The sequence below is a fragment of the Streptomyces sp. NPDC048424 genome (assembly GCF_040651555.1).
Classification (GTDB): Bacteria; Actinomycetota; Actinomycetes; order Streptomycetales; family Streptomycetaceae; genus Streptomyces.
Genome location: NZ_JBEZKE010000001.1, coordinates 278727 through 300738, shown reverse-complemented (window position 1 = coordinate 300738; position 22012 = coordinate 278727). Strand labels below are relative to the sequence as shown.

Sequence of the window (22012 nt, the reverse complement as noted above, 5' to 3'; positions counted from 1 at the left end):
ACACGTGCTTCCGGGTAGCGGTCCGCTCCTTCCGTGAGGTGAGTGGAGCCCCGGTCCCCTGCCCGCAGCATAGGACAACCTCGCGCCGGCGCTCCAGCGGGGAGTGACGCAGACCACACAAATGCGGTCCGTGTCACTCCGCGTCACTCCCCGCCGTACGGGATCAGGCGCTCAGCGTGTCCGCCGCCGTCGGAGAGGAGTCGCGCAGGAAGGTCGAGCAGCGCTCGTACTCCTCCTTCTCGCCGATCGCCCCGGCCGCGCGGGCCAGGGCGTGCAGGGCCCGCAGGAAGCCGCGGTTCGGCTCGTGCTCCCACGGCACCGGGCCGTGGCCCTTCCAGCCGGCGCGGCGCAGGGCGTCGAGGCCGCGGTGGTAGCCCGTACGGGCGTAGGCGTACGACTCGACCGTACTGCCGGCGGCGAAGGCCTCGTCGGCGAGGATCGCCCACGCGAGGGAGGACGTCGGGTGCGCGGCGGCCACCTCGACGGCGGGGGTGCCGGCGGCGATGGCCTCGCGGCCGGGCTCGTCGGGGAGGTGGGTGGGGGCGGGGCCCCCGAGCAGGTTCTGGTGAATGGACATGCCCCCAGTCTGCCGGGCCGCCGGCGCCGGGCCGCGCAGTGGTGCTCGCGCTCCGGTGCGGGAGTTGTGGATCCGCGGTCCCCGCCGGCGCCGCGGCGCGCCCTCGAACCGTCGCGCGGGTCCGCCTCGTTCGAGCCGTACGGCACCCGGACACGTGCACGAAGGGCCCGGCCTCCGTCATGGACGGGGCCGGGCCCTTCGGTGGTGCGGGGTGGCCGCTGGGGCCGACTACTTCAGCTTGGTACCGGTGGAGCGCAGGTTCGCGCACGCCTCGGCGACACGCGCGGCCATGCCCGCCTCGGCGGCCTTGCCCCAGGTGCGGGGGTCGTACTTCGACTTGGTGCCGACCTCGCCGTCGACCTTCAGGACACCGGCGTAGTTGGTGAACATGTGGTCCACGACCGGGCGGGTGAAGGCGTACTGCGTGTCGGTGTCGAGGTTCATCTTCACGACGCCGTTCTCCAGCGCGGTGGCGATCTCCTCGGCCGTGGAGCCCGAACCGCCGTGGAAGACGAAGTCGAACGGCGAGGCCTTGCCGTACTTCTCGCCGACACCGGCCTGGAGGTCCTTGAGGAGCTCGGGGCGCAGGACGACGTTGCCCGGCTTGTAGACGCCGTGGACGTTGCCGAAGGACGCGGCCAGCAGGTAGCGGCCCTTCTCGCCCAGACCCAGGGCCTCGGCGGTGCGGATGGCGTCGTCGACGGTGGTGTACAGCTCGTCGTTGATCTCGTGGCTGACGCCGTCCTCCTCGCCGCCGGTCGGGGTGATCTCGACCTCGAGGATGATCTTCGCGGCGACGGCCTTGGCGAGCAGCTCCTGGCCGATGGCCAGGTTGTCGGCCAGGGTCTCGGCGGAGCCGTCCCACATGTGCGACTGGAAGAGCGGGTTCAGACCGCGGGCCACGCGCTCGGCGGAGATGTCGAGCAGCGGGCGGACGTAGCCGTCCAGCTTGTCCTTGGGGCAGTGGTCCGTGTGCAGCGCGACCGTGATGTCGTACTTGGCGGCCACGATGTGGGCGAACTCGGCCAGGGCTACCGCACCGGTGACCATGTCCTTGTTGTGCTGGCCACCCAGGAACTCCGCACCACCGGTGGAGATCTGGATGATGCCGTCGCTCTCGGCCTCCGCGAAGCCGCGCAGTGCAGCGTGCAGGGTCTGGGAGGAGGTCACGTTGATGGCCGGGTAGGCGAACTTGCCTGCCTTCGCCCGGTCGAGCATCTCGTTGTAGACCTCGGGGGTTGCGATGGGCATCTGTCCGCTCCTTGGATGTGCGGGGAGTGTGCTTATTGCGGGCCCTGACCTGGGGGCGACGTCATCGTCGCGCCTATCTTTCCAGACTCAGCGCGGGGGTCCAGCCTGCCGGTCTCACGTGCTGGGCGAACGGCCCGGGATGTTTCACGTGAAACATCCCGGGCGCCCACGAAAGGGCAGGTCAGGGCCGTCGCAGGTGGCGGCGAGGACCTTCGTCACCAGTTGTCCCGGTGGCCGGTCCGGCGCCCCCGGGCCTCGAAAGGAGACCCGGAAGGGGGCCCTTCCTAGGACAGGCCCAGGTCCTCGAGGCGGTAGCCGGTGAGGTACGGGAGACCGGCCTCGGCGATGGCGTCGGCCGCACCGCGGTCGACGATCGTGGCGACGGCGACGACCTCGCCGCCGGCCTCGCGGACCGCCTCGACGGCGGTCAGCGGGGAACCGCCGGTGGTCGAGGTGTCCTCGACGACCAGGCAGCGCTTGCCCTTCACATCGGTGCCCTCGATGCGGCGCTGCATGCCGTGGGCCTTCTGCGCCTTGCGGACGACGAAGGCGTCCAGGCGCCGGCCGCGCGCGGCGGAGGCGTGCAGCATCGAGGTCGCGACCGGGTCGGCGCCCAGGGTCAGACCGCCGACGCAGTCGAAGTCGAGCTCGGCGGTCAGGTCGAGCATGACCTGGCCGACCAGCGGGGCGGCCTCACCGTCGAGGGTGATCCGGCGGAGGTCGATGTAGTAGTCGGCCTCCAGGCCGGAGGAGAGGATCACCTTGCCGTGCACGACGGCCTTGTCCTTGATCTGCTGCAGAAGCGCATCGCGTACGTCACTCATGGCCCTGAGCTTAATTGCGCCCTAGCGCAGCCGCCGCCACGTCCACGTCGTGGAGACCTCCAGCGGATCCACGGGGGTGACCAGGCGCGGCAGGGTGTTGAGCCCGTTCGGCGGACCTGACTGCGGTTCCACGCAGACCGCCTCGGACTCCTCGTCGTAGACGACCACCCATTCGGCCCGGCTGGTGAGCCGCAGTTCCAGGGCGCCGGGCCAGGTGAGGGTGACGTCGACGCCGTGCGGCATGCCGAAGCAGTCGTCCCAGGGGCCGGGCTTCGGGTCGATGCGGTGGCCGGTGGGCAGGTGGTCGGCGCCGCGCTCCTCCTGCCAGGCGGGCTCGAAGGAGAGCTCCGCCGCCCCGCCACCGGTCCCGAGGTCGCGCCGGAACCAGGGGTGCCAGCCGGCCTGGGCCGGGAAGGAGTCCCCGTAGGTCTCGACGCCCAGGGTGAGGGTGAGCGCGTCCTCGGTGAGCGCGAAGACCTGGGTGACCCGGCCGGGGTACGGCCACGGCTCGGCGAGGTCGTAGGTGAACGCCGCCTCGGTGGCGGTGGCCCCCGCCGGGCGCCAGGGGGCGTCGCGGCCGAACCCGTGGAGGGCGTGCGGCGGGTGGTTGACCGGCATCTGGTGGACGGTGCCGCCGTCACGGAACCGGCCGCCCTCGATCCGGCCGCACCACGGGACCATCGGGAACGCCCCGTACCGCGGGCCCTGGCGCAGCAGCTCCGTCCCGTCGATGCGCAGGCTGCTGATGCGGCAGCCGTTCTCCTGGTCGACCGTCACCTCGGCGCCGCCGGCGCTCAGTTGCGTACTCATGCGGTCGACCCTAATGCGGGCCGCGCCCGCAGGTCAGCGACGGCGGCGCAGGGCCCGGCCGATCACGACCGCCGAGGCCAGCGCGAGGGCGGCGGCCGGGGCGATCCAGCGCAGGCTGTCGCCGGCGGTGGTGGAGGCGGGCGCGGGGACCGGGGCGTACCGGCCGCGCGGCGGCGCGTGGTCCACCTCCTCCGCACTGCGGCCGATCATGGTGCGGCGGGCGTGGGCGGCCTCGGCCGGGGGCCGCGGGGCCCCGTCCAGCTCCTCGAACCCGCCGGCCAGGAACGGGTCCAGCGAGGGGGGCGGCACCTCGGTCTCGAAGAGGGAGGCGCTGACCTCGGTGACGTCGTCCGGGGCGAACCCCGGACCGGCCTCGGCGCTCTCCTCCGCCTCCTCCGCCTCGGCGACGGGGTCACCGAGGGCGGACCCGGCGCTCAGCTGGCCGGCGGCCCGGTCCAGCAGCCGCTGGACGGCGGCGGCCGCGGCCTCGGGGGTGAAGGCGGCGGCGCGCCCGTCGGCGGTGGCCCCGGCGGTGAAGTCCAGCCGGGTCCCGTCCTCGGCGGGGGAAAGCCGCAGCTCCACGGAGAACTTCACCGTCCCGCTGCCGCGGACCTCCGTGCCCTCACCCTCGAAGGTGAAGTGACCGGGGTCCCGCTCGATGACGGCCAGGGCGCCCCGGTACGTCACGGTGCTCCCGCCGACGCGGACCTTCAGCCGGCCGGAGACCGGCCCGGCGTCGGTGTCGGCGTCCTGCTGGAGTCCCGGCACGCACTTGGCGACCCGGGCGGGGTCGCGCAGCACGGCGCGGAGATCGTCTGCCGGTACCGGGACGAACACCTGATGCTCCATGCGGTCGAGCCTACCGACGACAGCGCACCGGGTCACGAATACCGCGGGTGCGGAAGGGTCGACGGCGGGAGCCCGGGCACCCGGGTGCGTTCCGCGTCGCGCGCGGCGTCCTGCAGCGCGCGCGTCGACAGCGAGCGCAGGGCGGGCGTGTCGCGGTCCACCCGCAGCGGGGGGACCCCGTCACGGGCGGCCAGGACGAAGCCCCAGTCCTGCGGCGGCGCGTCGGCCACGCCGAGGGGGGTGCGGTCGGGTCCGGCGGCGAAGCCCGACAGACGGCCGCCCGCGCTGTACGGGGAGGTCCGCAGGCCGGCCGCGCGCAGGGTGGAGTCGACGGTCCAGTACGTACGCGGGCGCGTGGCCAGCGGCCCGGCGTGCACGGCGATCCGGCCCCCGGGGCGCAGGGCCCGCGCGGCCAGCCCGTAGAACTCCTGCGAGTACAGCTTCGTGCTGGGCGTGATGCCCGGGTCCGGGAGGTCGGAGACGATGACGTCGAAGCGGCCGGCGGCGGCCGACCCGCGCAGCCAGCGGAAGGCGTCCTGCGTGACGACGGCCAGGCGGGGATCGTCGTACGCCCGGGCGTTGAGCGCGGAGAGCATCGGATCGGTGCGGGCGAGCCCGACCACGCCGGGGTCGAGCTCGACGACGGTGACGGAGGCGACGTCCCGGTAGCGGAGCACCTCGCGGGCGGCGAGCCCGTCGCCGCCGCCGAGGACCAGGACGCGGGCGTGCGGGCCGGTCATCGCGGGGTGGACCAGGGCCTCGTGGTAGCGGTACTCGTCGTAGCCGCTGACCCGCAGCCGTCCGTCGAGGTACAGGTCGAGGGAGCGCGGTGAGCCGGTCGGGGGGCCGGTGAGCACCAGTTCCTGCACCCCGGTCTGGACGGCGACGCGCACCTCCCCGCCGTAGACGGCGCGCCGGGCCACCCGCTCGAAGTCGTCGGCGAGGACGGTCGCCGAGGCGAGCACGGCCAGCACGGTCACGTTGGCGACGATCAGCAGCCAGCGGCAGCGCCTGCTCAGGTCGCGGCGGAACAGCCACAGGACCAGCCCGCCGCCGACGGCCGCGTTGACGGTGCCGGTGAGCATGGCGCCGGTGAGCTGGCCGAGCATCGGGAGCAACAGGAACGGGAAGGCGAGACCGCCGACGAGGGCACCGACGTAGTCGGCGGCGAACAGGTCGGCGACGGCCCCGCCCGCGTCCTGTCTGCGGATGCGCTGGATGAGGACCATCAGCAGCGGGATCTCCGCGCCGATGAGCACCCCGATGGCGAAGGAGAAGGCGACGAGGGCGGGGCGGGACTCCCCCAGCCAGGCGAAGCTCGCGTAGAGCGCCATGGCCGAGAGCCCGCCCAGGAGGGCGAGGGCGGCCTCGATGGCGCCGAAGCCGAAGGCGGGCCGGTGGCGCAGGCGCTTGGCGAGCAGGGAGCCGACGCCCATGGCGAAGACCATGACGGACAGCACGACCGACGCCTGGGTGACGGAGTCGCCGATGAGGTAGGTGCCCAGGGCGAGCAGCTCCAGTTCGTACACGAGCCCGCAGGCGGCGCAGACGAACACGGTGGCCAGGACGAGGAGTCGGCCGGTCCGGGGCCGTACGGGCAGGGCGGCCGGGACGGTCGCGGCGCCCCGCGGCTCCGGAGCCGGGAGCACCCGGCGCGGGACGGAACGGTCGATCATGAAGCGAACCGTACGTCACCGCCCACCTACATCCGGTCACCCACATGGGTGCAAGTGGCGCATCGATCCAGCCAGTTGGCGTAATGGCCACGGGTCTTCCGCGCCCCGGAGGCGCCGGCCGGCCCCCCGCCCGCACCGGCCCCGCGCGCGCCCGCTCCGCGCCTCCCGCGGCCGCTACAGCAGCGCCGGGGATTCCAGCGCCGCGGCCGCCGGGGCCCCCGCCCGTACGCCCACCCGGGTCCGGGTGGCCACCAGCTGACCCTCCTGCGGGTACGCGTGCCAGGTCCGCCAGCGCACCTGGCCCTCGTAGCGCTGCGCGAGCATGGCCGTGAAGGCGTGCGGACTTCCGGGAAACGTCCCCGCTAGCCCGTTCGGGTGGTCAGCCACCAGTGCGAGCAGCTCCTGCGCCCGCCCCGCGAAGGACCCGCGGGACAGCGTCTCGACGCGCGCGGCGAACTCGTACTCCCAGTCACCCACCCGCTTGGCCACGCCGAGCGGCAGCGGCGTACTGCTGCCGGGCATGCAGGCGACCGTCTCCGAGCAGAGCACCTCGGCCTCTTCCAGAAGAACCTGGTGGGAGGCCCCGAGCAGGCGCAACTCCACCTTCGCTCCGGACAGTTCGAGGTTCAGTACGGCCAGGGCGGGCAGCCGGTCCCGACCCAGGGCCCAGGCGAGATCGGCGGCACGCGTGTCGGTGTAGGAGGTCTGGAGGGTCGTGAGCATGAGTCGGCTCCGCAAACGCGCGAGGGAGATGGGCCGGGGCCCGCCAGCGGTAGTCAACGGGTGGGGGGACACCGGCACGGGTCCACTGGGGGTCCCCCCAGCGGTAGCTGGGGGAGAAGTCCAGGGAGGTCCGAGGACTGGTCTACTCAACCGAGGGAATCATGAAAGGCACGGCACTCACAGCGTTTTTACCCAACTTGACGGGGTTTACATCCCCCCGGGGGCTCCACAGTTCACGTGTTCAACGAGTTGCGTCCCGCGCGTCGTCATGCATCGGCGAACGAGTCGTCATGCAGGGGCGAACGACGAGGACGCCCGACGGAAACGGGACCGCCGAACGCCCTCCTCCACGCGGTGCCGAGCTGCCCCGTGTCAGCTGGAACCGCACCCCCCGCCGCCGCACGAGGACGACGAGCCACAGGACGAGGAAGAGCCACAGCCCGAGCCGCCGCCCCCGTCCACCCACGAGCTGCCGCTGCTCTTGCGGCGGCCGCTGCTCTTGCGGCGGCCGCTGCTCTTGCGGCGGCCGCTGCTCTTGCGGCCGCTACCGCTCTGCCCGCTCTTGGCCGAACGGGCCGCGATCGCCACGACGAACGCGACGATCAGGAATGCGCCAACGATGAAGACGAACATGCGGTCCGCCCTTCTCTCACGCCCCGGTCTTCCCGGGGAGCGGGATCCCCTCGTCCCGCGTGAAGGGGGGATGCCCCCGGGCCGCACGGCCCAAAGCACACTTGAGGAAGTCCAGAGGTTGACCCCAGGATGACGCCCATGAGCACACCCGTGAGCAGCGACCGCCCCTTCCTGAACCGCCGGCTGGCGGCCTTCGGCACGACGATCTTCGCGGAGATGTCGGCACTGGCCGCCCGCACCGGTTCGATCAACCTCGGCCAGGGCTTCCCCGACACCGACGGCCCGGCGGAGATCGCCGAGGCGGCCTCCCGCGCGGTCCTCACGGGCCGGGGCAACCAGTACCCGCCCGGCCCCGGCGTCCCCGAGCTGCGCACCGCGATCGCCGCACACCAGCAGCGCTTCTACGGCCTGTCCTACGACCCCGACACGGAGGTCCTGGTCACGGCGGGCGCCACCGAGGCCATCGCCGCCTCCCTCCTCGCCCTCCTGGAGCCGGGTGACGAGGTCATCGCCCTGGAGCCGTACTACGACTCGTACGCGGCCTGCATCGCGATGGCCGGCGCCGTACGCGTCCCGGTCACCCTGCGCCCGCACGCCGGGGCCTTCGCCCTCGATCTGGACGAACTGCGCGCCGCCGTCACCCCGCGCACCCGGCTGCTCCTGCTGAACACCCCGCACAACCCGACGGGCACCGTCCTGACCGCGGCCGAGCTCGCCGCGATCGCCGAGCTGGCGGTCGAGCGCGACCTGCTGGTCGTCACCGACGAGGTGTACGAGCACCTGGTCTTCGAGGGCGCCCACATCCCCCTGGCGGGCCTCCCGGGCATGCGCGAGCGCACGGTCACCATCTCCTCGGCCGGGAAGACCTTCTCCTTCACGGGCTGGAAGGTCGGCTGGGTCACCGCGCCCCCGGAGCTGGTCACGGCGGTCCGCTCGGCGAAGCAGTTCCTCACCTACGTCTCCTCGGGCCCCTTCCAGTACGCGATCGCCGAGGCCCTCGCCCTCCCCGACACGTACTACGACTCCTTCCGCGCCGACCTGGCCGCCAAGCGCGACATCCTCGCCGACGGGCTCACGGCGGCCGGCTTCGAGGTCTTCCGCCCGCAGGGCACCTACTTCATCACCACCGACATCACCCCCCTCGACGAGAAGGACGGCCTCGCCTTCTGCCGCGCCCTGCCGGAGCGCTGCGGCGTGGTCGCCATCCCGAACCAGGTCTTCTACGACGACAAGTCCGCCGGCGCCACCCAGGTCCGCTGGGCCTTCTGCAAGCGCGAGGCGGTTTTGCAGGAGGCGGTGGAACGCCTCAGTCGGATGGCTCGCTGAAAGCGAGGCGGAGGAACAGTGTGAACACAGGGGCCGGTCTGAGCTTCCGCCGGCCCCTGTCCGTTGCAGCGAACAGCTACTCGGTGTCCTTGGGGTGTCGAGTGGACGCGTAGACCATGACGACGGTCGAGGTCTCCGCGCTGATGAGGTAGCGCACCCTGCCACCGCTTGTGATCTCGTACTCCCACTGCTCCAGTGCGGAGCCCTTCCACTCCTTGGTGGCGAGCCTCCCCCGAAGCTGGTGCTGACGGTTCCAGTTGTCACGCGACGTCGGGTCGGTACGCAGAGCTTCCAAACATCGGTGAGCACTCGACAGCGCCACCCGACATAGTTCCTCCCAACCCGTCACGGCCTCCGTAGTGCCGAAGACCACGTTCCACCCGTTCAGGGGTGGAACACTGACCCGATCACCCTTCTTCGGGCTCACCCACGCACCTCTACCTGGCCCAGGTCGTCGCCTGTGAGCGGGCGCAGAGCTTCCTGAAGCTGTTCCGGGTCCGCATTGATGCGCGCAGTCGCCCTCCAGGACACGAGGGTGCGATGCACAGCGTCCCTGGCGCCCAGCTCAGCTGCATCGGACAACGCGTCGAGCAGCTCCACGGTGAACGCGCGCATCTCTTCGCCATCGAGGTGCCGCACCCACGGGAAGACCTCCGGCAGCGCCAGCAGCAGAGACCGGGCTCCGTCATCGTGCTTCATGAGTGCGAGGAAGAGCCGCGATGCCGTCGTGAGGTTCTCCTCAGTGCGCTCTGCGTGTACGGCTGTCGTCAGAACCATGTCGGGGGCATCTCGATGGGTGACACGCAGGCAGCCCAGGGCAGCCGCGCGCGCGGCTACGGCCTTCGGATTGCGGGACAGATCGGTGAACGAGACCGATTCAGGTTCGGCCCCCAGGTAAGCAAGGCTCATACCTCAGACTGTACTCAGATTATGCTCTGAGTACTAGTGATGAGGTCCATTCTCAGAAGACGCTCAAACCGGTAACGAGGGAAAGCACGCGCGGTGCACCATCGCGCCATGTCGACAGTCACCTCACCACCGACCGCAGAGACGGCCATCTCCCCTGGTCCGGGCAAGAAGGACGCCCTCCAAGCGATCGTCACCGTCTTGGGACTCAGCGGCGTCCTGCTCACAGGGATCCAATACTGGGCCGTGGATCGTTACCTCGCCCAGTTCGGCGTTACGCCGGAGGAGGTCGGGCTGGACACAGCAGTCCTTCTGACTCGGGTCGCCACGGCACTGGCATTCCTCGGATTCTTGATCCTCCCGATGCTGCTCTTCGGGCCCGGCGTGTTCACCATGGGCGCGGCTGAAGATTCGAACCGGCGGCAGGCTTCACGCTTCGTGTTGAAAACGTTCAGGAAGCACCCAGGACTGCGAACCTTTGCGCTGTCGGCACTGGTGGGGTTGGGCTGGACAACCATGGCCCTGTTCGAAGGCCCCACCGCCCTACTCGCGGAGGGCACCTGGATAGTCATCTGGGCCGGTGGGTCTCTCGTCGCAGCGCCGGCACTGCACCTTGCCGGCAAGCATCGGACGCTGGGCCCGCTGCTGCGGCTCTGCCTGGTCGTCTTCTTCATGACCGCGCTCTGCCTGATCTCCGTGGGTGATGCGATGGAGAAACGCGGGAAGCAAACCGTCGTGTCGGCTCAGCTGGGCAGCTTGGAGTACGTGCTGGGAGTCCGCCCCCAGTACGTCCGCGCCGATTTTGCCGAGGTACCAGGGAGCACTGAACCAGCGGACGGCCCGATGCTCTACCTCGGCCAAGCCGGCGGGGTCCACGTCCTCTACGACTGCGCATCTTCAAAGGTGATCCGCAAAGCAGCCGCACAAGTGCAGTTGACCAGCCAGGTCGGCCCAGGTCAGGACCGTCTCGCCCTCGAAGTTCAAGGTGCGTGCAGATGATGCCCAGGTGGATGAAGCCGCCCCGCGGCCGCTGTCGGGCGGCGGTCGGCGCAGGGGGTGCTTGCGGGTCGGGCGGGGGCGGTGTGAAGCTGTCGCCCGCACCAGTGCCCGAAGCCCTCACCTCCCGGTGAGCGGACCTCACCGAGAGACGGAAGTCGGGATTCATGGCAACGGGCAGAGCGACCGTGTCCGCGTCGCCCCTGGAGATGCGCGCGGTCCGGGCCGTACGGTCGGCCGCGCCGCCGGCGGTCATAGCGCTCGGGGTGTTCGCCGCCGTCCGCGGGGCCGGGGTGCTGGTGCTCGCCCTCGGGTCCTGGTGGGCCGGGCGGGATCCGCTGCGGGTGCTCGGCCGGTCCTGGGACGCGGACTGGTACCTCCGGATCGCGGCCCACGGCTACGGGCGCACCCTGATGTGGCCCGACGCCGCCACCGGCACCGGGCCCGTACAGAGCGACCAGGCCTTCTTCCCGCTCTACCCAGCGCTGATACGGACCGTCTCCGGCATCCTGCCCGGCGGGCCCGTCCCCGCCGCGCTCCTCGTCACCTGGACGGCCGCCGCCGTCGCCGCCGTCGGGATCTACCGGGTCGGGGAGCGGGTCATCGGGCCGCGCGCCGGGCTGCTGCTCGTGGGGCTGTGGGCGGCCCTGCCGCACTCGGTGGTCCTCACCCTCGCCTACACCGAGGCGCTGCTGGCCGCCTTCGCCGCCTGGGCCCTGCACGCCCTGCTGCGCGGCCGCTGGCTGTGGGCCGCCGGCCTCGCCGTACTCGCCGGGCTGACCCGGCCCACCGGGCTCGCCGTCGCGGCCGCCGTATCGGCCATGGCCCTCCACGCGATCCTCGTACGAAGATCCCGGGCACCCGAGGTGTGGGTGGCCGGGCTGGTGGCGCCGGCGGGCTGGGCGGCGTACGTCCTGGCCGTCGGGGTGAAGGTGCGCGACCCCTTCGGCGGCTACTTCGCCGTGCAGCGCAGCTGGGGCTCCCGCTTCGACTTCGGCGCCGGGGCGCTGCGCTCGGCGGAGCGGGTGCTCACCGGCGGGCACGTGGCCCTCGCGACCACGGTGACGGTGGTCCTGCTGGCCGCGGCCGGGCTGCTCGCGGTGCTGCTGCTCCTGGACCGCACCCCGCTCGCACTGCTCGTGTACACGGCGGTCCTGCTGGTGATGGCCTTCGGCGGGGCCGGCTTCTTCGAGTCCAAGCCGCGCTTCCTGCTGCCGGCCTTCCCGCTGCTCCTGCCGGTGGCCGCCGTCATGGCGCGAGCCCGGCCCCGCACCGCGGTCGTGGTGACCGCGGTGCTGGCCGGGCTCGGTTACGGCTACGGGCTGTACCTGCTTCTGGTCGCCCGGGTACCGCTCTAGTCAGCTGTTGCCGTCGGCGTCGCCTTCGCCGTCGTTCTCGCCGTCGGTGGAGTCGATGTCCTTCTCCAGACCGAGCTGCTCGACGAGCCACTTGTCGAACTCGATGGAGGCGCGGACCCAGCTGACCGTGGAGGACACGAAGTGCTCCAGGTTGACGCCGGTGCCGATCAGCATCTGCGCCTCACCGATCAGGCGGACCGAGCCGTCGTCGTGCGTGTGGCTGTAGACCTTCGGCCACAGGGTGCGGCGGTTCCAGTCGTCGATCGACTCGAGAAGCTGCGGCTTCTCGTCGATCTTGTGCGGACGGTCATAGAAGGTCCGCACCGAGAAAACCTGCTGCTCGTCCTCGCCGCGGAACATGAAGTACGTACGGAACTCCTCCCACGGCGCCGCGAGGTCACCCTCGTCGTCGACGACGTACTTGAGCTCCATCTGCTCCAGCAGCTGCTTGACCAGATCCTGGTCGGGGACGACGGGGCCCGCCGGTCCTGTGGCCTGCGGATCGGGCTGCTGCCCTCCGAAGTTCGGAATCGAGGCCGGGTCGATGCTCACCGTGTTTTTCCCTTCGTGCGGATACATGCATCCTCCCCCATCCCGCCCACCCCGTGTCCAGCCCCGCAGCGCCGATCCGCTGCGGGCGGACACGGGGTCCGCCCGGCCGGGTCAGAGCGCCTTGCCGACCAGCAGGTCCTCGCCCGCCACGTCGACCCGTACGGTGTCGCCGTCGCGGACCTCGCCCGAGAGGATCTCCTTGGCCAGCCGGTCGCCGATCGCCGTCTGGATCAGGCGGCGCAGCGGCCGGGCGCCGTACGCCGGGTCGTTGCCCTTGTCCGCCAGCCAGGCCAGGGCCTCGGGCGTGACGTCCAGGGTGAGGCGCCGGTCGGCCAGCCGCTTGGCCAGGCGGCCGATCTGGAGCTCGGCGATGTGCGCGAGCTCGTCGCCGGACAGGGCGGAGAAGACCACCAGGTCGTCCAGGCGGTTCAGGAACTCCGGCTTGAAGGAGCTCCGGACCACGTCCAGGACCTGCTGCTTCTTCTGTTCCGCCGGGGTGGCCGGATCCATCAGGAACTGGCTGCCCAGGTTCGAGGTCAGGATCAGGATGGTGTTGCGGAAGTCCACGGTCCGGCCCTGGCCGTCCGTGAGGCGGCCGTCGTCCAGGACCTGGAGCAGGATGTCGAAGACCTCGGGGTGGGCCTTCTCCACCTCGTCCAGGAGCACCACGCTGTACGGGCGGCGGCGGACGGCCTCCGTGAGCTGGCCGCCCTCCTCGTAGCCGACGTAGCCGGGCGGGGCGCCGACGAGGCGGGCCACGCTGTGCTTCTCGCCGTACTCCGACATGTCGATGCGGATCATGGCCCGCTCGTCGTCGAAGAGGAAGTCGGCGAGGGCCTTGGCCAGCTCCGTCTTGCCCACGCCCGTCGGGCCGAGGAAGAGGAAGGAGCCGGTCGGGCGGTCGGGGTCGGCGATGCCGGCGCGGGTGCGGCGCACGGCGTCCGAGACGGCCCGTACGGCCTCGCCCTGGCCGATCAGGCGGCGCCCCAGCTCGTCCTCCATGCGCAGGAGCTTCTGGGTCTCGCCCTCCAGCAGGCGGCCCGCCGGGATGCCCGTCCAGGCGCCCACCACGTCCGCGATGTCGTCGGGGCCGACCTCGTCCTTGACCATCGTCCCCTTGGACGCCTCGGCCTCGGCCTCGGTGGCCTCCGCCAGCTCGCGCTCCAGGGTCGGGATCTCCCCGTAGAGCAGCTTGGAGGCGGTGTCGAAGTCGCCGTCGCGCTGGGCGCGCTCGGCCTGGCCGCGCAGGTCGTCCAGGCGCTCCTTGAGCTCGCCGACGCGGTTGAGGGACTGCTTCTCCTTCTCCCAGCGGGCGGTCAGGCCGCGCAGGTCCTCCTCCTTGTCGGCGAGGTCCTTGCGGATCTTCTCCAGGCGCTCCATCGAGGCCGGGTCGGACTCGTTCTTCAGCGCCAGCTCCTCCATGCGCAGCCGGTCCACGGAGCGCTGCAGCTCGTCGATCTCCAGCGGGGAGGAGTCGATCTCCATGCGCAGCCGGGACGCGGCCTCGTCGACGAGGTCGATGGCCTTGTCGGGGAGGAAGCGGGAGGTGATGTACCGGTCGGAGAGGGTCGCGGCGGCCACCAGCGCGCTGTCGTTGATGACGACCTTGTGGTGGGCCTCGTAGCGGCCCTTGAGCCCGCGCAGGATGGCGATGGTGTCCTCGACGGACGGCTCGGCGACCAGCACCTGCTGGAAGCGGCGCTCCAGCGCCGGGTCCTTCTCGATGCGCTCGCGGTACTCGTCGAGGGTGGTCGCGCCGACCATGCGCAGTTCGCCGCGGGCGAGCATGGGCTTGAGCATGTTGCCCGCGTCCATGGCGGAGTCGCCGCCGGCGCCCGCGCCGACGACCGTGTGCAGCTCGTCGATGAAGGTGATGATCTGCCCGTCGCTGGACTTGATCTCGGCGAGGACGGTCTTCAGCCGCTCCTCGAACTCGCCGCGGTACTTGGCGCCCGCGACCATCGCGCCGAGGTCCAGGGAGACCAGGCGCTTGTTCTTCAGGGACTCGGGGACGTCGCCCTTGACGATGCGCTGGGCCAGGCCCTCGACGACGGCGGTCTTGCCGACGCCGGGCTCGCCGATGAGCACCGGATTGTTCTTCGTGCGGCGCGAGAGCACCTGCACGACGCGGCGGATCTCGTGGTCGCGGCCGATGACCGGGTCGAGCTTGCCCTCGCGCGCGGCCGCCGTGAAGTCGGTGCCGAACTTCTCCAGGGCCTTGTACTGACCCTCGGGGTCGGGGGTGGTCACCCGCCGTCCTCCTCGTGCGTTCTCGAAGGCGGCCAGCAGCTTCTTCGCGCTCGCGCCCTGGGCGGAAAGGACCTCACCCGCCGCGCCGCCCTTGGCGGCGATGGCGATGAGCAGGTGTTCGGTGGAGAGGTACTCGTCGCCGAGCTTGCCGGCCTGTGCGTCCGCCTCGGCGAGTACGGCGAGCAGGTCGCGGGTGGGCTGCGGGGGCGCGACCGTGGAGCCGGTGACGCTGGGCAGGGCGGCCAGCAGCCGCTCGGCGCCGGCCCGGACCTCGGCCTGGTCGGCGTCGGTGGCGGCCAGCAGGTCGGTGACGTTCTCGTTGTCCTCGCCGGCGAGGAGGGCCAGCAGCAGGTGCGCGGGGGTCAGATCGGCGTGCCCGTCCTTGACGGCCCTGCTGGTGGCCGCGTTCAGCGCGTCCCGGCTCTTGTTGGTCAGCTCGGCGTCCACTGCGTCTTCTCCTCTCCCCGAGGGGTAAATCCGACGAATCTGACAGGGTCAACCTATGCAAAGTTGAGTCTATTCCACTCAAGGCAAGCGAGGACACCATCGGCCCGTACCCTTCGGCGCATGTCCCATGACGTACTCAACCCGACGCCCGAGTACCTCGCCTTCTGGCGGGAGCGGCACGTCTGCACGCTGACCACCCCGCGCCCCGACGGCACGCCCCACGTGGTGCCGGTGGGCGTGACGTACGACCCGGAGGCGGGGCTGGCGCGGGTGATCAGCAACAAGCACAGCAAGAAGGTGCGCAACGTCCTGGCGGCGCCTGCGGACGGGGCCCGGGTCGCGGTCTGCCAGATGGAAGGGCGCCGCTGGGCCACCCTCGAAGGGCGCGCGGCGGTCCGTACGGACGAGGCGTCGGTCGCCGACGCCGTGGCGCGCTACGCGGTGCGGTACGGCCGCACGCCGTCGCCCAATCCCGACCGCGTGGTCATCGAGATCACCCTGGACCGGGCCATGGGGCGCGCGTGAGCCGTTGATTCTTCATCTTGTCCGGTTCAGGCACTGGACGCGGGCATCACAACGGCGCCATCGTGGTCAGGTCCACGATGGCGCCGTTGTGTGGGGGTAGCGCCTGAGCGATCTGGAACGACGGGGGAATCGCTTCAGGCACTGCGGGGGGTGGCGGTGGTGATATCGGGTTCGAATAGCTGGTGGTCGCGCTGATCGAGGTTGACGAAGACCATTCCGTAGCGCACCTCGCAGCGGACGGGCTGCGGCGCGCCCCGCGGGCGGCGCAGGCACCGGTAGGCACGTACGTCCTCGTCCTCCTCGCGCACGACGACGATCGGTTGGCCGAACAGGGTGACCATCAACGAGTCGCCAGGGTGGGGGATGGCCGTGGCGAGATCGATGAACTGCCAGCCCGAGCGGTATGCGGATGCCATCTCGCGGCGGAAGCCGCGGTCGTCGGGGGTCACGCGGACACCGTCACAGGAACCTCGGTCCACCCCGTATCGCCGCCGTTACCGCCCAGCTGTCCGCTGGTCCAGCCGGTGTCCGCGTACTTGCCCGCGGGCGCCGTGGTCCAGCCGGTGTCGAACTCCGTGCTCGTCAGGCTGGTGCCCTGACCGCCCCTAGCGCTCCCCGCGTCACTTTCGACGGCGCTGACTGCCCCAAAAACCGCAACGGCGGAGAAACCTATGGCAAGCACCGAGCGAAGCATTCTCTTGAACATGGTCGGCTTCGTCCTCACTTGATGGAATCCTCTCCCCCGCGTGTCAGACGATGGCTCATTCAGGCACGTCAATGCCACAGGGACGATGCATCATGTTCTTGCATGTTCAGGACCCTGGGGGGTGGAGATTTGACGCGAAACGAGACAATGGCGACACATCCCCACCCCGTCACGTCCATGTGCGCCGAGGGAACGCGGCTCTACGCGACTGCACTGAGCACCGGCCGGATCGCCCGGGGCGAGATCCAGAACGCCCCCTGCCTGCTTGAATTCGCCCTTCTGCAGCCCGACCCGGATGACGCGAACCAACTGCGCCCGGTTCCCCCGTCCGTCGCATTGGCTCAACGGCTCCACCCGATTGAACGCGAGATCCAAGACCGCCGACGCAGCGCTGTAGATCTCACCGACACTTTCGAGCCTTTCCTCGCCATCAGCGCGCAGAGCCCGGCCAACACCCATGCCATCACCGTGCTGGAGGGTTTCGAGCGGATCAACGCCGCCCTCAACCTCGCGACGGCCGAATGCCACACCGAGGTGCTGACGGTACAGCCGGGCGGGGCCCGCCCCTCCGAGGCCCTGACCCAGGCCCTGGAGCGCGACCAGCCGCTGATCGACCGCGGGGTCAGCATACGGACCCTCTACCAGCACACCGCCCGGCACAGCCAGGGCACGCTCGCCTACGTGGACCGCATCTCCACGGGCAAGGTGGAGATCCGCACGCTCGAAGAACTGATAGAGCGGCTCATCATCTTCGACCGCACGGTCGCCTTCATCCCGGTGAGCGACGACCGCCGGGTCGCACTGGAGCTGCGCCACCCGGGCCTCGTCGACTACCTCATCAAGGTGTTCGAGCAGCTGTGGCACCGGGCCGTGCCCCTGCAGGAGGAGGTGACCTACCGGAGCACCCCCGGCGGGATCACCGGCGTGCAGCGGACCATCGCCCAGCTCCTCATCGAGGGCCACGTCGACGAGGCCATCGCCCGCCGCCTCGGCATGAACGTCCGCACCTGCCGGGCCCACATCGCCAAGCTCGCCACGACCCTCGGCAGCGGCAGCCGCGCCCAGCTCGGCTACCTCATCGCCCAGTCGGGCATCCTGGGCCGGCCCTCCGCCCCTGACCGCGACTGCGGCGAGGAGCTGGACCAAGACCCCGACGAGGACCGGGAAGGCCTCTAGAAAGCCGTCAGGCCCCGCCCTGGAAGGGCGGAGCCTGACGATGCGAAGCGGGGACCGGGTCAGTCCATCGGGCGCTTGGGGCTGGGCCGCCAGACGACCAGGGCACTGCCCGGCTGCGGGGGCTGGTACTTGACCAGGTCGCGCCGGTACGAGGCGTGCACCTGGGCCTCGCGGGCCTGCAGCGTGGCCGCCGCGCCGTCCACGGCCGCGGAGAGCTCGGCCACGCGCTGCTGGAGCGCGGCGACCTGGTTCTCCAGTTCGATGATCCGCTTGATGCCGGCGAGGTTGATGCCCTCGTCCTGGGACAGCGCCTGCACCGTGCGGAGCAGTTCGATGTCGCGGGCCGAGTAGCGCCGGCCGCGGCCGGCCGTACGGTCCGGGGAGACCAGGCCGAGACGGTCGTACTGACGCAGGGTCTGCGGGTGCAGACCCGAGAGCTGGGCGGCCACCGAGATCACGTAGACCGGGGTCTCGTCGGTGAGCTGGTAGCCCCCGCCCAGGCGGGAGGACTGTCGTCGGCGGCCGTCCATGGTCATGCTCCCTTCGCGGACTCGAACAGCGCGGAGCGCGGGTCCTCGGACCCCGTCGCCTCGCGGTACATCTCCAGCGCCTCACGGGCCTTGTCCGACAGCTCGGTCGGGACCGCGACCTCCACCGTCACCAGCAGGTCGCCGCGGGTGCCGTCCTTGCGGACCGCTCCCTTGCCGCGGGCCCGCATGGTCCGTCCGTTGGGGGTGCCCGGCGGCAGCTTCAGCGTCACCGAGGGGCCGTTCAAGGTCGGGACCTTGACGTCGGCGCCCAGCGCCGCCTCCGCGAACGTCACCGGCACGGTCACCGTCAGGTTGTCGTCCTTGCGGCCGAACACCGGGTGCGCATCGACGTGCACGACCACGTAGAGGTCACCGGCGGGACCACCGCGCTCGCCCGGCGCGCCCTTGCCGCGCAGCCGGATCCGCTGGCCGTTGGAGACGCCCGCCGGGATCCGGACCTGCATGGTGCGCGAGGAACGGGCCCGGCCGCTGCCCTTGCAGACGTCGCAGGGGGTCTCCGCGATCAGGCCGCGGCCCTTGCAGTCCGCGCAGGGGTCGGTCAGCGAGAAGCCGCCGCCGCTGCCCCGCGAGACCTGGCCGGTGCCGACGCAGGTCGGGCACACGCGGGGCGTGCCGTTCTTGTCGCCGGTGCCCGAACAGGCCTTGCAGGGTGCCTGGGAGGACATCCGCAGCGGGACCGTGGCCCCGTCCACCGCCTCCGTGAAGGAGAGGGTGACCTCCGACTCGATGTCCTGGCCGCGGCGCGGCTGGGTACGGGTGCCCGTACCCGGGCCGGCGCCGCGGTTGAAGAGGCCGCCGAAGACGTCGCCCAGGCCGCCGCCGAAGCCGCCGGCCTGGCCGCCGCCCTGCTGCTGACCCCCGAAGAGGTCGCCCAGGTCGAAGTTGAACGAGCCGCCGCCGCCCGGCCCGGGGCGGAAGCCACCGTTGCCGAACAGGGCGCGCGCCTCGTCGTACTCCTTGCGCTTCTTCGGGTCGCCGAGGATGTCGTTCGCCTCGGAGATCTCCTTGAAGCGCTCCTCGGCGGAGGCGTCGCCCTTGTTGGCGTCCGGGTGGAACTCGCGCGCGAGCTTCCGGTACGCCTTCTTGATCTCGGCCTCGGTGGCGTCCTTCGGGACACCGAGGACCTTGTAGTAGTCCTTCTCCACGAAGTCCTTCGTGTTCATCCCCGGTGTCCCTCCTCTCGTCCCTCTACGTGTACTGCGTCAGCCCTTGTCGGCTGCATCCGCGTCCTCGCCGGACGGCTTGTCGCCCTCGGCGGACTCGGACTTGGGAGCCGCACCCGGCTGGGGCTCGGCCACCGCGACCCGTGCGGGACGGATCGTACGCTCGCCGATCCGGTACCCCGGCTGCAGGATCGCCACGCAGGTCGTCTCGGTGACGTCCGGCGCGTACGAGTGCATCAGGGCCTCGTGGATCGTCGGGTCGAAGGGCTCGCCCTCCTTGCCGAACTGCTGCAGCCCCATCTTGGCGGCCACCGTCTCCAGCGACTCGGCCACCGACTTGAAGCCGCCGACCAGCTCGCCATGCTCCCGCGCCCGGCCGATGTCGTCCAGGGTCGGGAGGAGCTCCGTCAGGAGGGACGCGACCGCGATCTCCTTGACGGTGATCCGGTCCCGCTCCACCCGGCGGCGGTAGTTCTGGTACTCCGCCTGGAGCCGCTGGAGGTCCGCGGTGCGCTCGGAGAGCGCCGTACGGGCCTGGTCCAGCTGCGCGAGCAGCGCCACATCCTGTGCTGCGTCCCCGGCCGGGGCCGCCGCCTCCTCCTTGGCGGAGTCGGCGGCCTGCGGCTCGTCGGGCGTGCCGTCGACGGGGACTTCGGGCTTCTCGTCAAAACCCGGGGTCTCCTCCGACATCAGGCAGCGCCACCCTTCGGCTTCTCGTCGTCGACGATCTCGGCGTCGACGACGTCGTCGTCGGCCTTGGCCTCGCCCGCGTCACCGGCGGCGCCGGCCGCACCCTGGGCGGCCTGGGCGTCGGCGTAGATCGCCTGGCCGAGCTTCTGGCTGACCGCGGCGAGCTTCTCGGTCGCGGTGCGGATCTCGGCGGTGTCCTCGCCCTTGAGGGTCTCCTTCAGCTCGGAGACGGCGGCCTCGACCTCGGTCTTGACGTCGGCCGGGACCTTGTCCTCGTTGTCCTTGACGAACTTCTCCGTCTGGTAGACGAGCTGCTCGCCCTGGTTGCGGGACTCGGCCGCCTCCTTGCGACGGAGGTCCTCGTCCGCGTACTGCTCCGCCTCCTGGCGCATGCGGTCGACCTCGTCCTTGCCGAGCGAAGAGCCGCCGGTGACGGTCATCTTCTGCTCCTTGCCCGTGCCGAGGTCCTTCGCGGTCACGTGCATGATGCCGTTCGCGTCGATGTCGAAGGAGACCTCGATCTGCGGGACGCCACGCGGGGCCGGCGGCAGGCCGGTCAGCTCGAACATGCCGAGCTTCTTGTTGTACGCCGCGATCTCGCGCTCGCCCTGGTAGACCTGGATCTGCACGGACGGCTGGTTGTCCTCGGCCGTCGTGAAGATCTCGGACCGCTTGGTCGGGATCGTGGTGTTGCGCTCGATGAGCTTGGTCATGATGCCGCCCTTGGTCTCGATGCCGAGGGACAGCGGGGTCACGTCGAGGAGCAGGACGTCCTTGACCTCACCCTTGAGCACACCGGCCTGGAGGGTGGCGCCGATGGCGACGACCTCGTCCGGGTTGACGCCCTTGTTGGCGTCCTGACCGCCGGTGAGCTCCTTGACGAGCTCGGCGACGGCCGGCATGCGGGTGGAGCCGCCGACCAGGACCACGTGGTCGATCTCGGACAGCGCGATGCCGGCGTCCTTGATGACGTTGTGGAACGGGGTCTTGCAGCGGTCGAGCAGGTCCGCGGTCAGCTGCTGGAACTGGGCGCGCGTGAGCTTCTCGTCCAGGTGCAGCGGGCCCTCGGCGGAAGCCGTGATGTAGGGCAGGTTGATCGTGGTCTCCGTGGAGGAGGACAGCTCGATCTTCGCCTTCTCGGCGGCCTCGCGCAGGCGCTGGAGCGCCATCTTGTCCTTGGAGAGGTCCACGCCGTGACCGTTGGCGAACTGCTTCACCAGGTAGTCGACGACGCGCTGGTCCCAGTCGTCACCACCGAGGTGGTTGTCACCGTTGGTGGCCTTCACCTCGACGACGCCGTCGCCGATCTCCAGGAGCGACACGTCGAAGGTGCCGCCACCGAGGTCGAAGACGAGAATGGTCTGGTCGTCCTTGTCGAGACCGTAGGCCAGGGCGGCGGCGGTCGGCTCGTTGACGATGCGCAGGACGTTCAGACCCGCGATCTCACCGGCCTCCTTCGTCGCCTGACGCTCGGAGTCGTTGAAGTAGGCCGGGACGGTGATGACCGCGTCCGTGACCTTCTCACCCAGGTACGCCTCGGCGTCGCGCTTCAGCTTCTGCAGGATGAAGGCGCTCATCTGCTGCGGGTTGAAGTCCTTGCCATCCAGGTTGATCTTCCAGTCAGTGCCCATGTGGCGCTTGACGGAGCGGATGGTCCGGTCCACGTTCGTGACCGCCTGGCGCTTGGCCACCTCGCCGACGAGGACCTCGCCGTTCTTGGCGAAGGCGACGACGGACGGCGTGGTCCTGGCGCCCTCGGCGTTGGTGATGACGGTGGGCTCGCCGCCTTCCAGAACGCTGACGACGGAGTTAGTGGTGCCCAGGTCGATGCCGACCGCACGTGCCATTTCGATTCCTCCAGCTGACTTGAGTGGAACAGACTCAACCATGCCGTATCGCTGCGCCGGCGTCAACAGAGCTGAGTCGAGTCGGCTCAACCTTTAGGCTGCACTTACGCGCAACCACACGGGGCTCCGCCCCGGACCCCGCGCCTCAAACGCCGGCGGGGCTGCATTTCAGCGGC

At 70.8% G+C, this 22012-nt stretch carries 23 protein-coding genes; 5 read left to right on the top strand and 18 right to left on the bottom strand.

The features are described from left to right. Positions 1–163 precede the first annotated feature (163 nt). The 8 genes from AB0D29_RS01475 to AB0D29_RS01440 form a co-directional block, all read right to left on the bottom strand. The gene (locus AB0D29_RS01475; RefSeq protein ID WP_361752303.1) at positions 164–577 is read right to left on the bottom strand and encodes a DUF3151 domain-containing protein; all 414 of its coding nucleotides are present in this window, start codon (positions 575–577) and stop codon (positions 164–166) included. A gap of 228 nt (positions 578–805) precedes the next feature. After that, a complete protein-coding gene (fbaA, locus tag AB0D29_RS01470; RefSeq protein ID WP_030709236.1) occupies positions 806–1828 on the bottom strand; it encodes a class II fructose-bisphosphate aldolase in 1023 nt (340 codons plus the stop codon). A 284-nt stretch (positions 1829–2112) separates the two neighbouring features. Further along, a complete protein-coding gene (gene pyrE / locus AB0D29_RS01465) occupies positions 2113–2652 on the bottom strand; it encodes an orotate phosphoribosyltransferase (RefSeq protein WP_362851625.1) in 540 nt (179 codons plus the stop codon). A 21-nt stretch (positions 2653–2673) separates the two neighbouring features. Then, positions 2674–3462 (bottom strand): aldose 1-epimerase, encoded by a 789-nt coding sequence (locus AB0D29_RS01460; protein ID WP_362851624.1) that lies wholly within the window; start codon positions 3460–3462, stop codon positions 2674–2676. Between the two features lie 33 nt (positions 3463–3495). Then, positions 3496–4311, bottom strand: a complete 816-nt coding sequence (locus AB0D29_RS01455) for an SRPBCC family protein (RefSeq protein WP_362851623.1) — start codon at positions 4309–4311, stop codon at positions 3496–3498. 32 nt (positions 4312–4343) lie between these two features. Beyond that, the gene (locus AB0D29_RS01450) at positions 4344–5987 is read right to left on the bottom strand and encodes a polyamine aminopropyltransferase (protein WP_362851622.1); all 1644 of its coding nucleotides are present in this window, start codon (positions 5985–5987) and stop codon (positions 4344–4346) included. Positions 5988–6161: 174 nt separating this feature from the next. Then, a complete protein-coding gene (locus AB0D29_RS01445) occupies positions 6162–6710 on the bottom strand; it encodes a DUF2617 family protein (protein WP_362851621.1) in 549 nt (182 codons plus the stop codon). Positions 6711–7082: 372 nt separating this feature from the next. Continuing rightward, complete coding sequence (locus AB0D29_RS01440; protein ID WP_362851620.1) at positions 7083–7343, bottom strand: hypothetical protein; 261 nt, start codon at positions 7341–7343, stop codon at positions 7083–7085. Positions 7344–7481: 138 nt separating this feature from the next. Here AB0D29_RS01440 and AB0D29_RS01435 point away from each other — a divergent pair, with 138 nt between their 5' ends. Further along, on the top strand, positions 7482–8669 hold the full coding sequence (locus AB0D29_RS01435; RefSeq protein WP_362851619.1) for a pyridoxal phosphate-dependent aminotransferase: 1188 nt from the start codon (positions 7482–7484) through the stop codon (positions 8667–8669). A 76-nt stretch (positions 8670–8745) separates the two neighbouring features. Here AB0D29_RS01435 and AB0D29_RS01430 read toward each other — a convergent pair whose 3' ends face one another. Further along, a complete protein-coding gene (locus tag AB0D29_RS01430) occupies positions 8746–8964 on the bottom strand; it encodes a hypothetical protein (protein ID WP_362851618.1) in 219 nt (72 codons plus the stop codon). Positions 8965–9092: 128 nt separating this feature from the next. Then, positions 9093–9578 (bottom strand): prevent-host-death family protein, encoded by a 486-nt coding sequence (locus AB0D29_RS01425; RefSeq protein ID WP_362851617.1) that lies wholly within the window; start codon positions 9576–9578, stop codon positions 9093–9095. Positions 9579–9686: 108 nt separating this feature from the next. Here AB0D29_RS01425 and AB0D29_RS01420 point away from each other — a divergent pair, with 108 nt between their 5' ends. Continuing rightward, the gene (locus tag AB0D29_RS01420; RefSeq protein WP_362851616.1) at positions 9687–10574 is read left to right on the top strand and encodes a hypothetical protein; all 888 of its coding nucleotides are present in this window, start codon (positions 9687–9689) and stop codon (positions 10572–10574) included. A 164-nt stretch (positions 10575–10738) separates the two neighbouring features. Beyond that, complete coding sequence (locus tag AB0D29_RS01415) at positions 10739–11929, top strand: hypothetical protein (protein ID WP_362851615.1); 1191 nt, start codon at positions 10739–10741, stop codon at positions 11927–11929. Here AB0D29_RS01415 and AB0D29_RS01410 read toward each other — a convergent pair whose 3' ends face one another. Next, on the bottom strand, positions 11930–12481 hold the full coding sequence (locus AB0D29_RS01410; protein WP_362851614.1) for a YbjN domain-containing protein: 552 nt from the start codon (positions 12479–12481) through the stop codon (positions 11930–11932). A 111-nt stretch (positions 12482–12592) separates the two neighbouring features. After that, positions 12593–15178: an ATP-dependent chaperone ClpB gene (clpB, locus tag AB0D29_RS01405; protein ID WP_362851613.1), complete on the bottom strand. Its 2586-nt coding sequence runs from the start codon at positions 15176–15178 to the stop codon at positions 12593–12595. A gap of 120 nt (positions 15179–15298) precedes the next feature. On the opposite strand from clpB, the gene AB0D29_RS01400 reads away from it, so the two are divergent. After that, entirely contained in the window at positions 15299–15703 is a 405-nt protein-coding gene (locus AB0D29_RS01400; protein WP_362851612.1) for a TIGR03618 family F420-dependent PPOX class oxidoreductase, read from the top strand. Positions 15704–15837: 134 nt separating this feature from the next. Here AB0D29_RS01400 and AB0D29_RS01395 read toward each other — a convergent pair whose 3' ends face one another. Together AB0D29_RS01395 and AB0D29_RS01390 are read right to left on the bottom strand one after the other, a co-directional pair. After that, positions 15838–16119 carry a (2Fe-2S)-binding protein gene (locus tag AB0D29_RS01395; protein ID WP_051762453.1) on the bottom strand — a complete coding sequence of 94 codons (282 nt, stop codon included), beginning with the start codon at positions 16117–16119 and terminating at the stop codon, positions 15838–15840. A gap of 29 nt (positions 16120–16148) precedes the next feature. Then, on the bottom strand, positions 16149–16427 hold the full coding sequence (locus AB0D29_RS01390) for a hypothetical protein (RefSeq protein ID WP_362851611.1): 279 nt from the start codon (positions 16425–16427) through the stop codon (positions 16149–16151). Between the two features lie 84 nt (positions 16428–16511). Here AB0D29_RS01390 and AB0D29_RS01385 point away from each other — a divergent pair, with 84 nt between their 5' ends. Further along, positions 16512–17585: a helix-turn-helix transcriptional regulator gene (locus tag AB0D29_RS01385; protein WP_362851610.1), complete on the top strand. Its 1074-nt coding sequence runs from the start codon at positions 16512–16514 to the stop codon at positions 17583–17585. Positions 17586–17644: 59 nt separating this feature from the next. On the opposite strand, the gene AB0D29_RS01380 is transcribed toward AB0D29_RS01385, so the two are convergent. Genes AB0D29_RS01380 through dnaK form a run of 4 tightly spaced genes read right to left on the bottom strand, consistent with a single transcriptional unit; the run spans position 17645 to position 21836 of the window. Then, the gene (locus AB0D29_RS01380; protein WP_319725175.1) at positions 17645–18115 is read right to left on the bottom strand and encodes a helix-turn-helix domain-containing protein; all 471 of its coding nucleotides are present in this window, start codon (positions 18113–18115) and stop codon (positions 17645–17647) included. A gap of 2 nt (positions 18116–18117) precedes the next feature. Beyond that, the gene (gene dnaJ / locus AB0D29_RS01375) at positions 18118–19299 is read right to left on the bottom strand and encodes a molecular chaperone DnaJ (RefSeq protein WP_362851609.1); all 1182 of its coding nucleotides are present in this window, start codon (positions 19297–19299) and stop codon (positions 18118–18120) included. A 39-nt stretch (positions 19300–19338) separates the two neighbouring features. Continuing rightward, the gene (grpE, locus tag AB0D29_RS01370) at positions 19339–19989 is read right to left on the bottom strand and encodes a nucleotide exchange factor GrpE (protein WP_362851608.1); all 651 of its coding nucleotides are present in this window, start codon (positions 19987–19989) and stop codon (positions 19339–19341) included. Continuing rightward, complete coding sequence (gene dnaK / locus AB0D29_RS01365) at positions 19989–21836, bottom strand: molecular chaperone DnaK (protein WP_362851607.1); 1848 nt, start codon at positions 21834–21836, stop codon at positions 19989–19991. The genes grpE and dnaK overlap by 1 nt, the downstream gene beginning before the upstream one ends. Between the last annotated feature and the right edge of the window lie 176 nt (positions 21837–22012).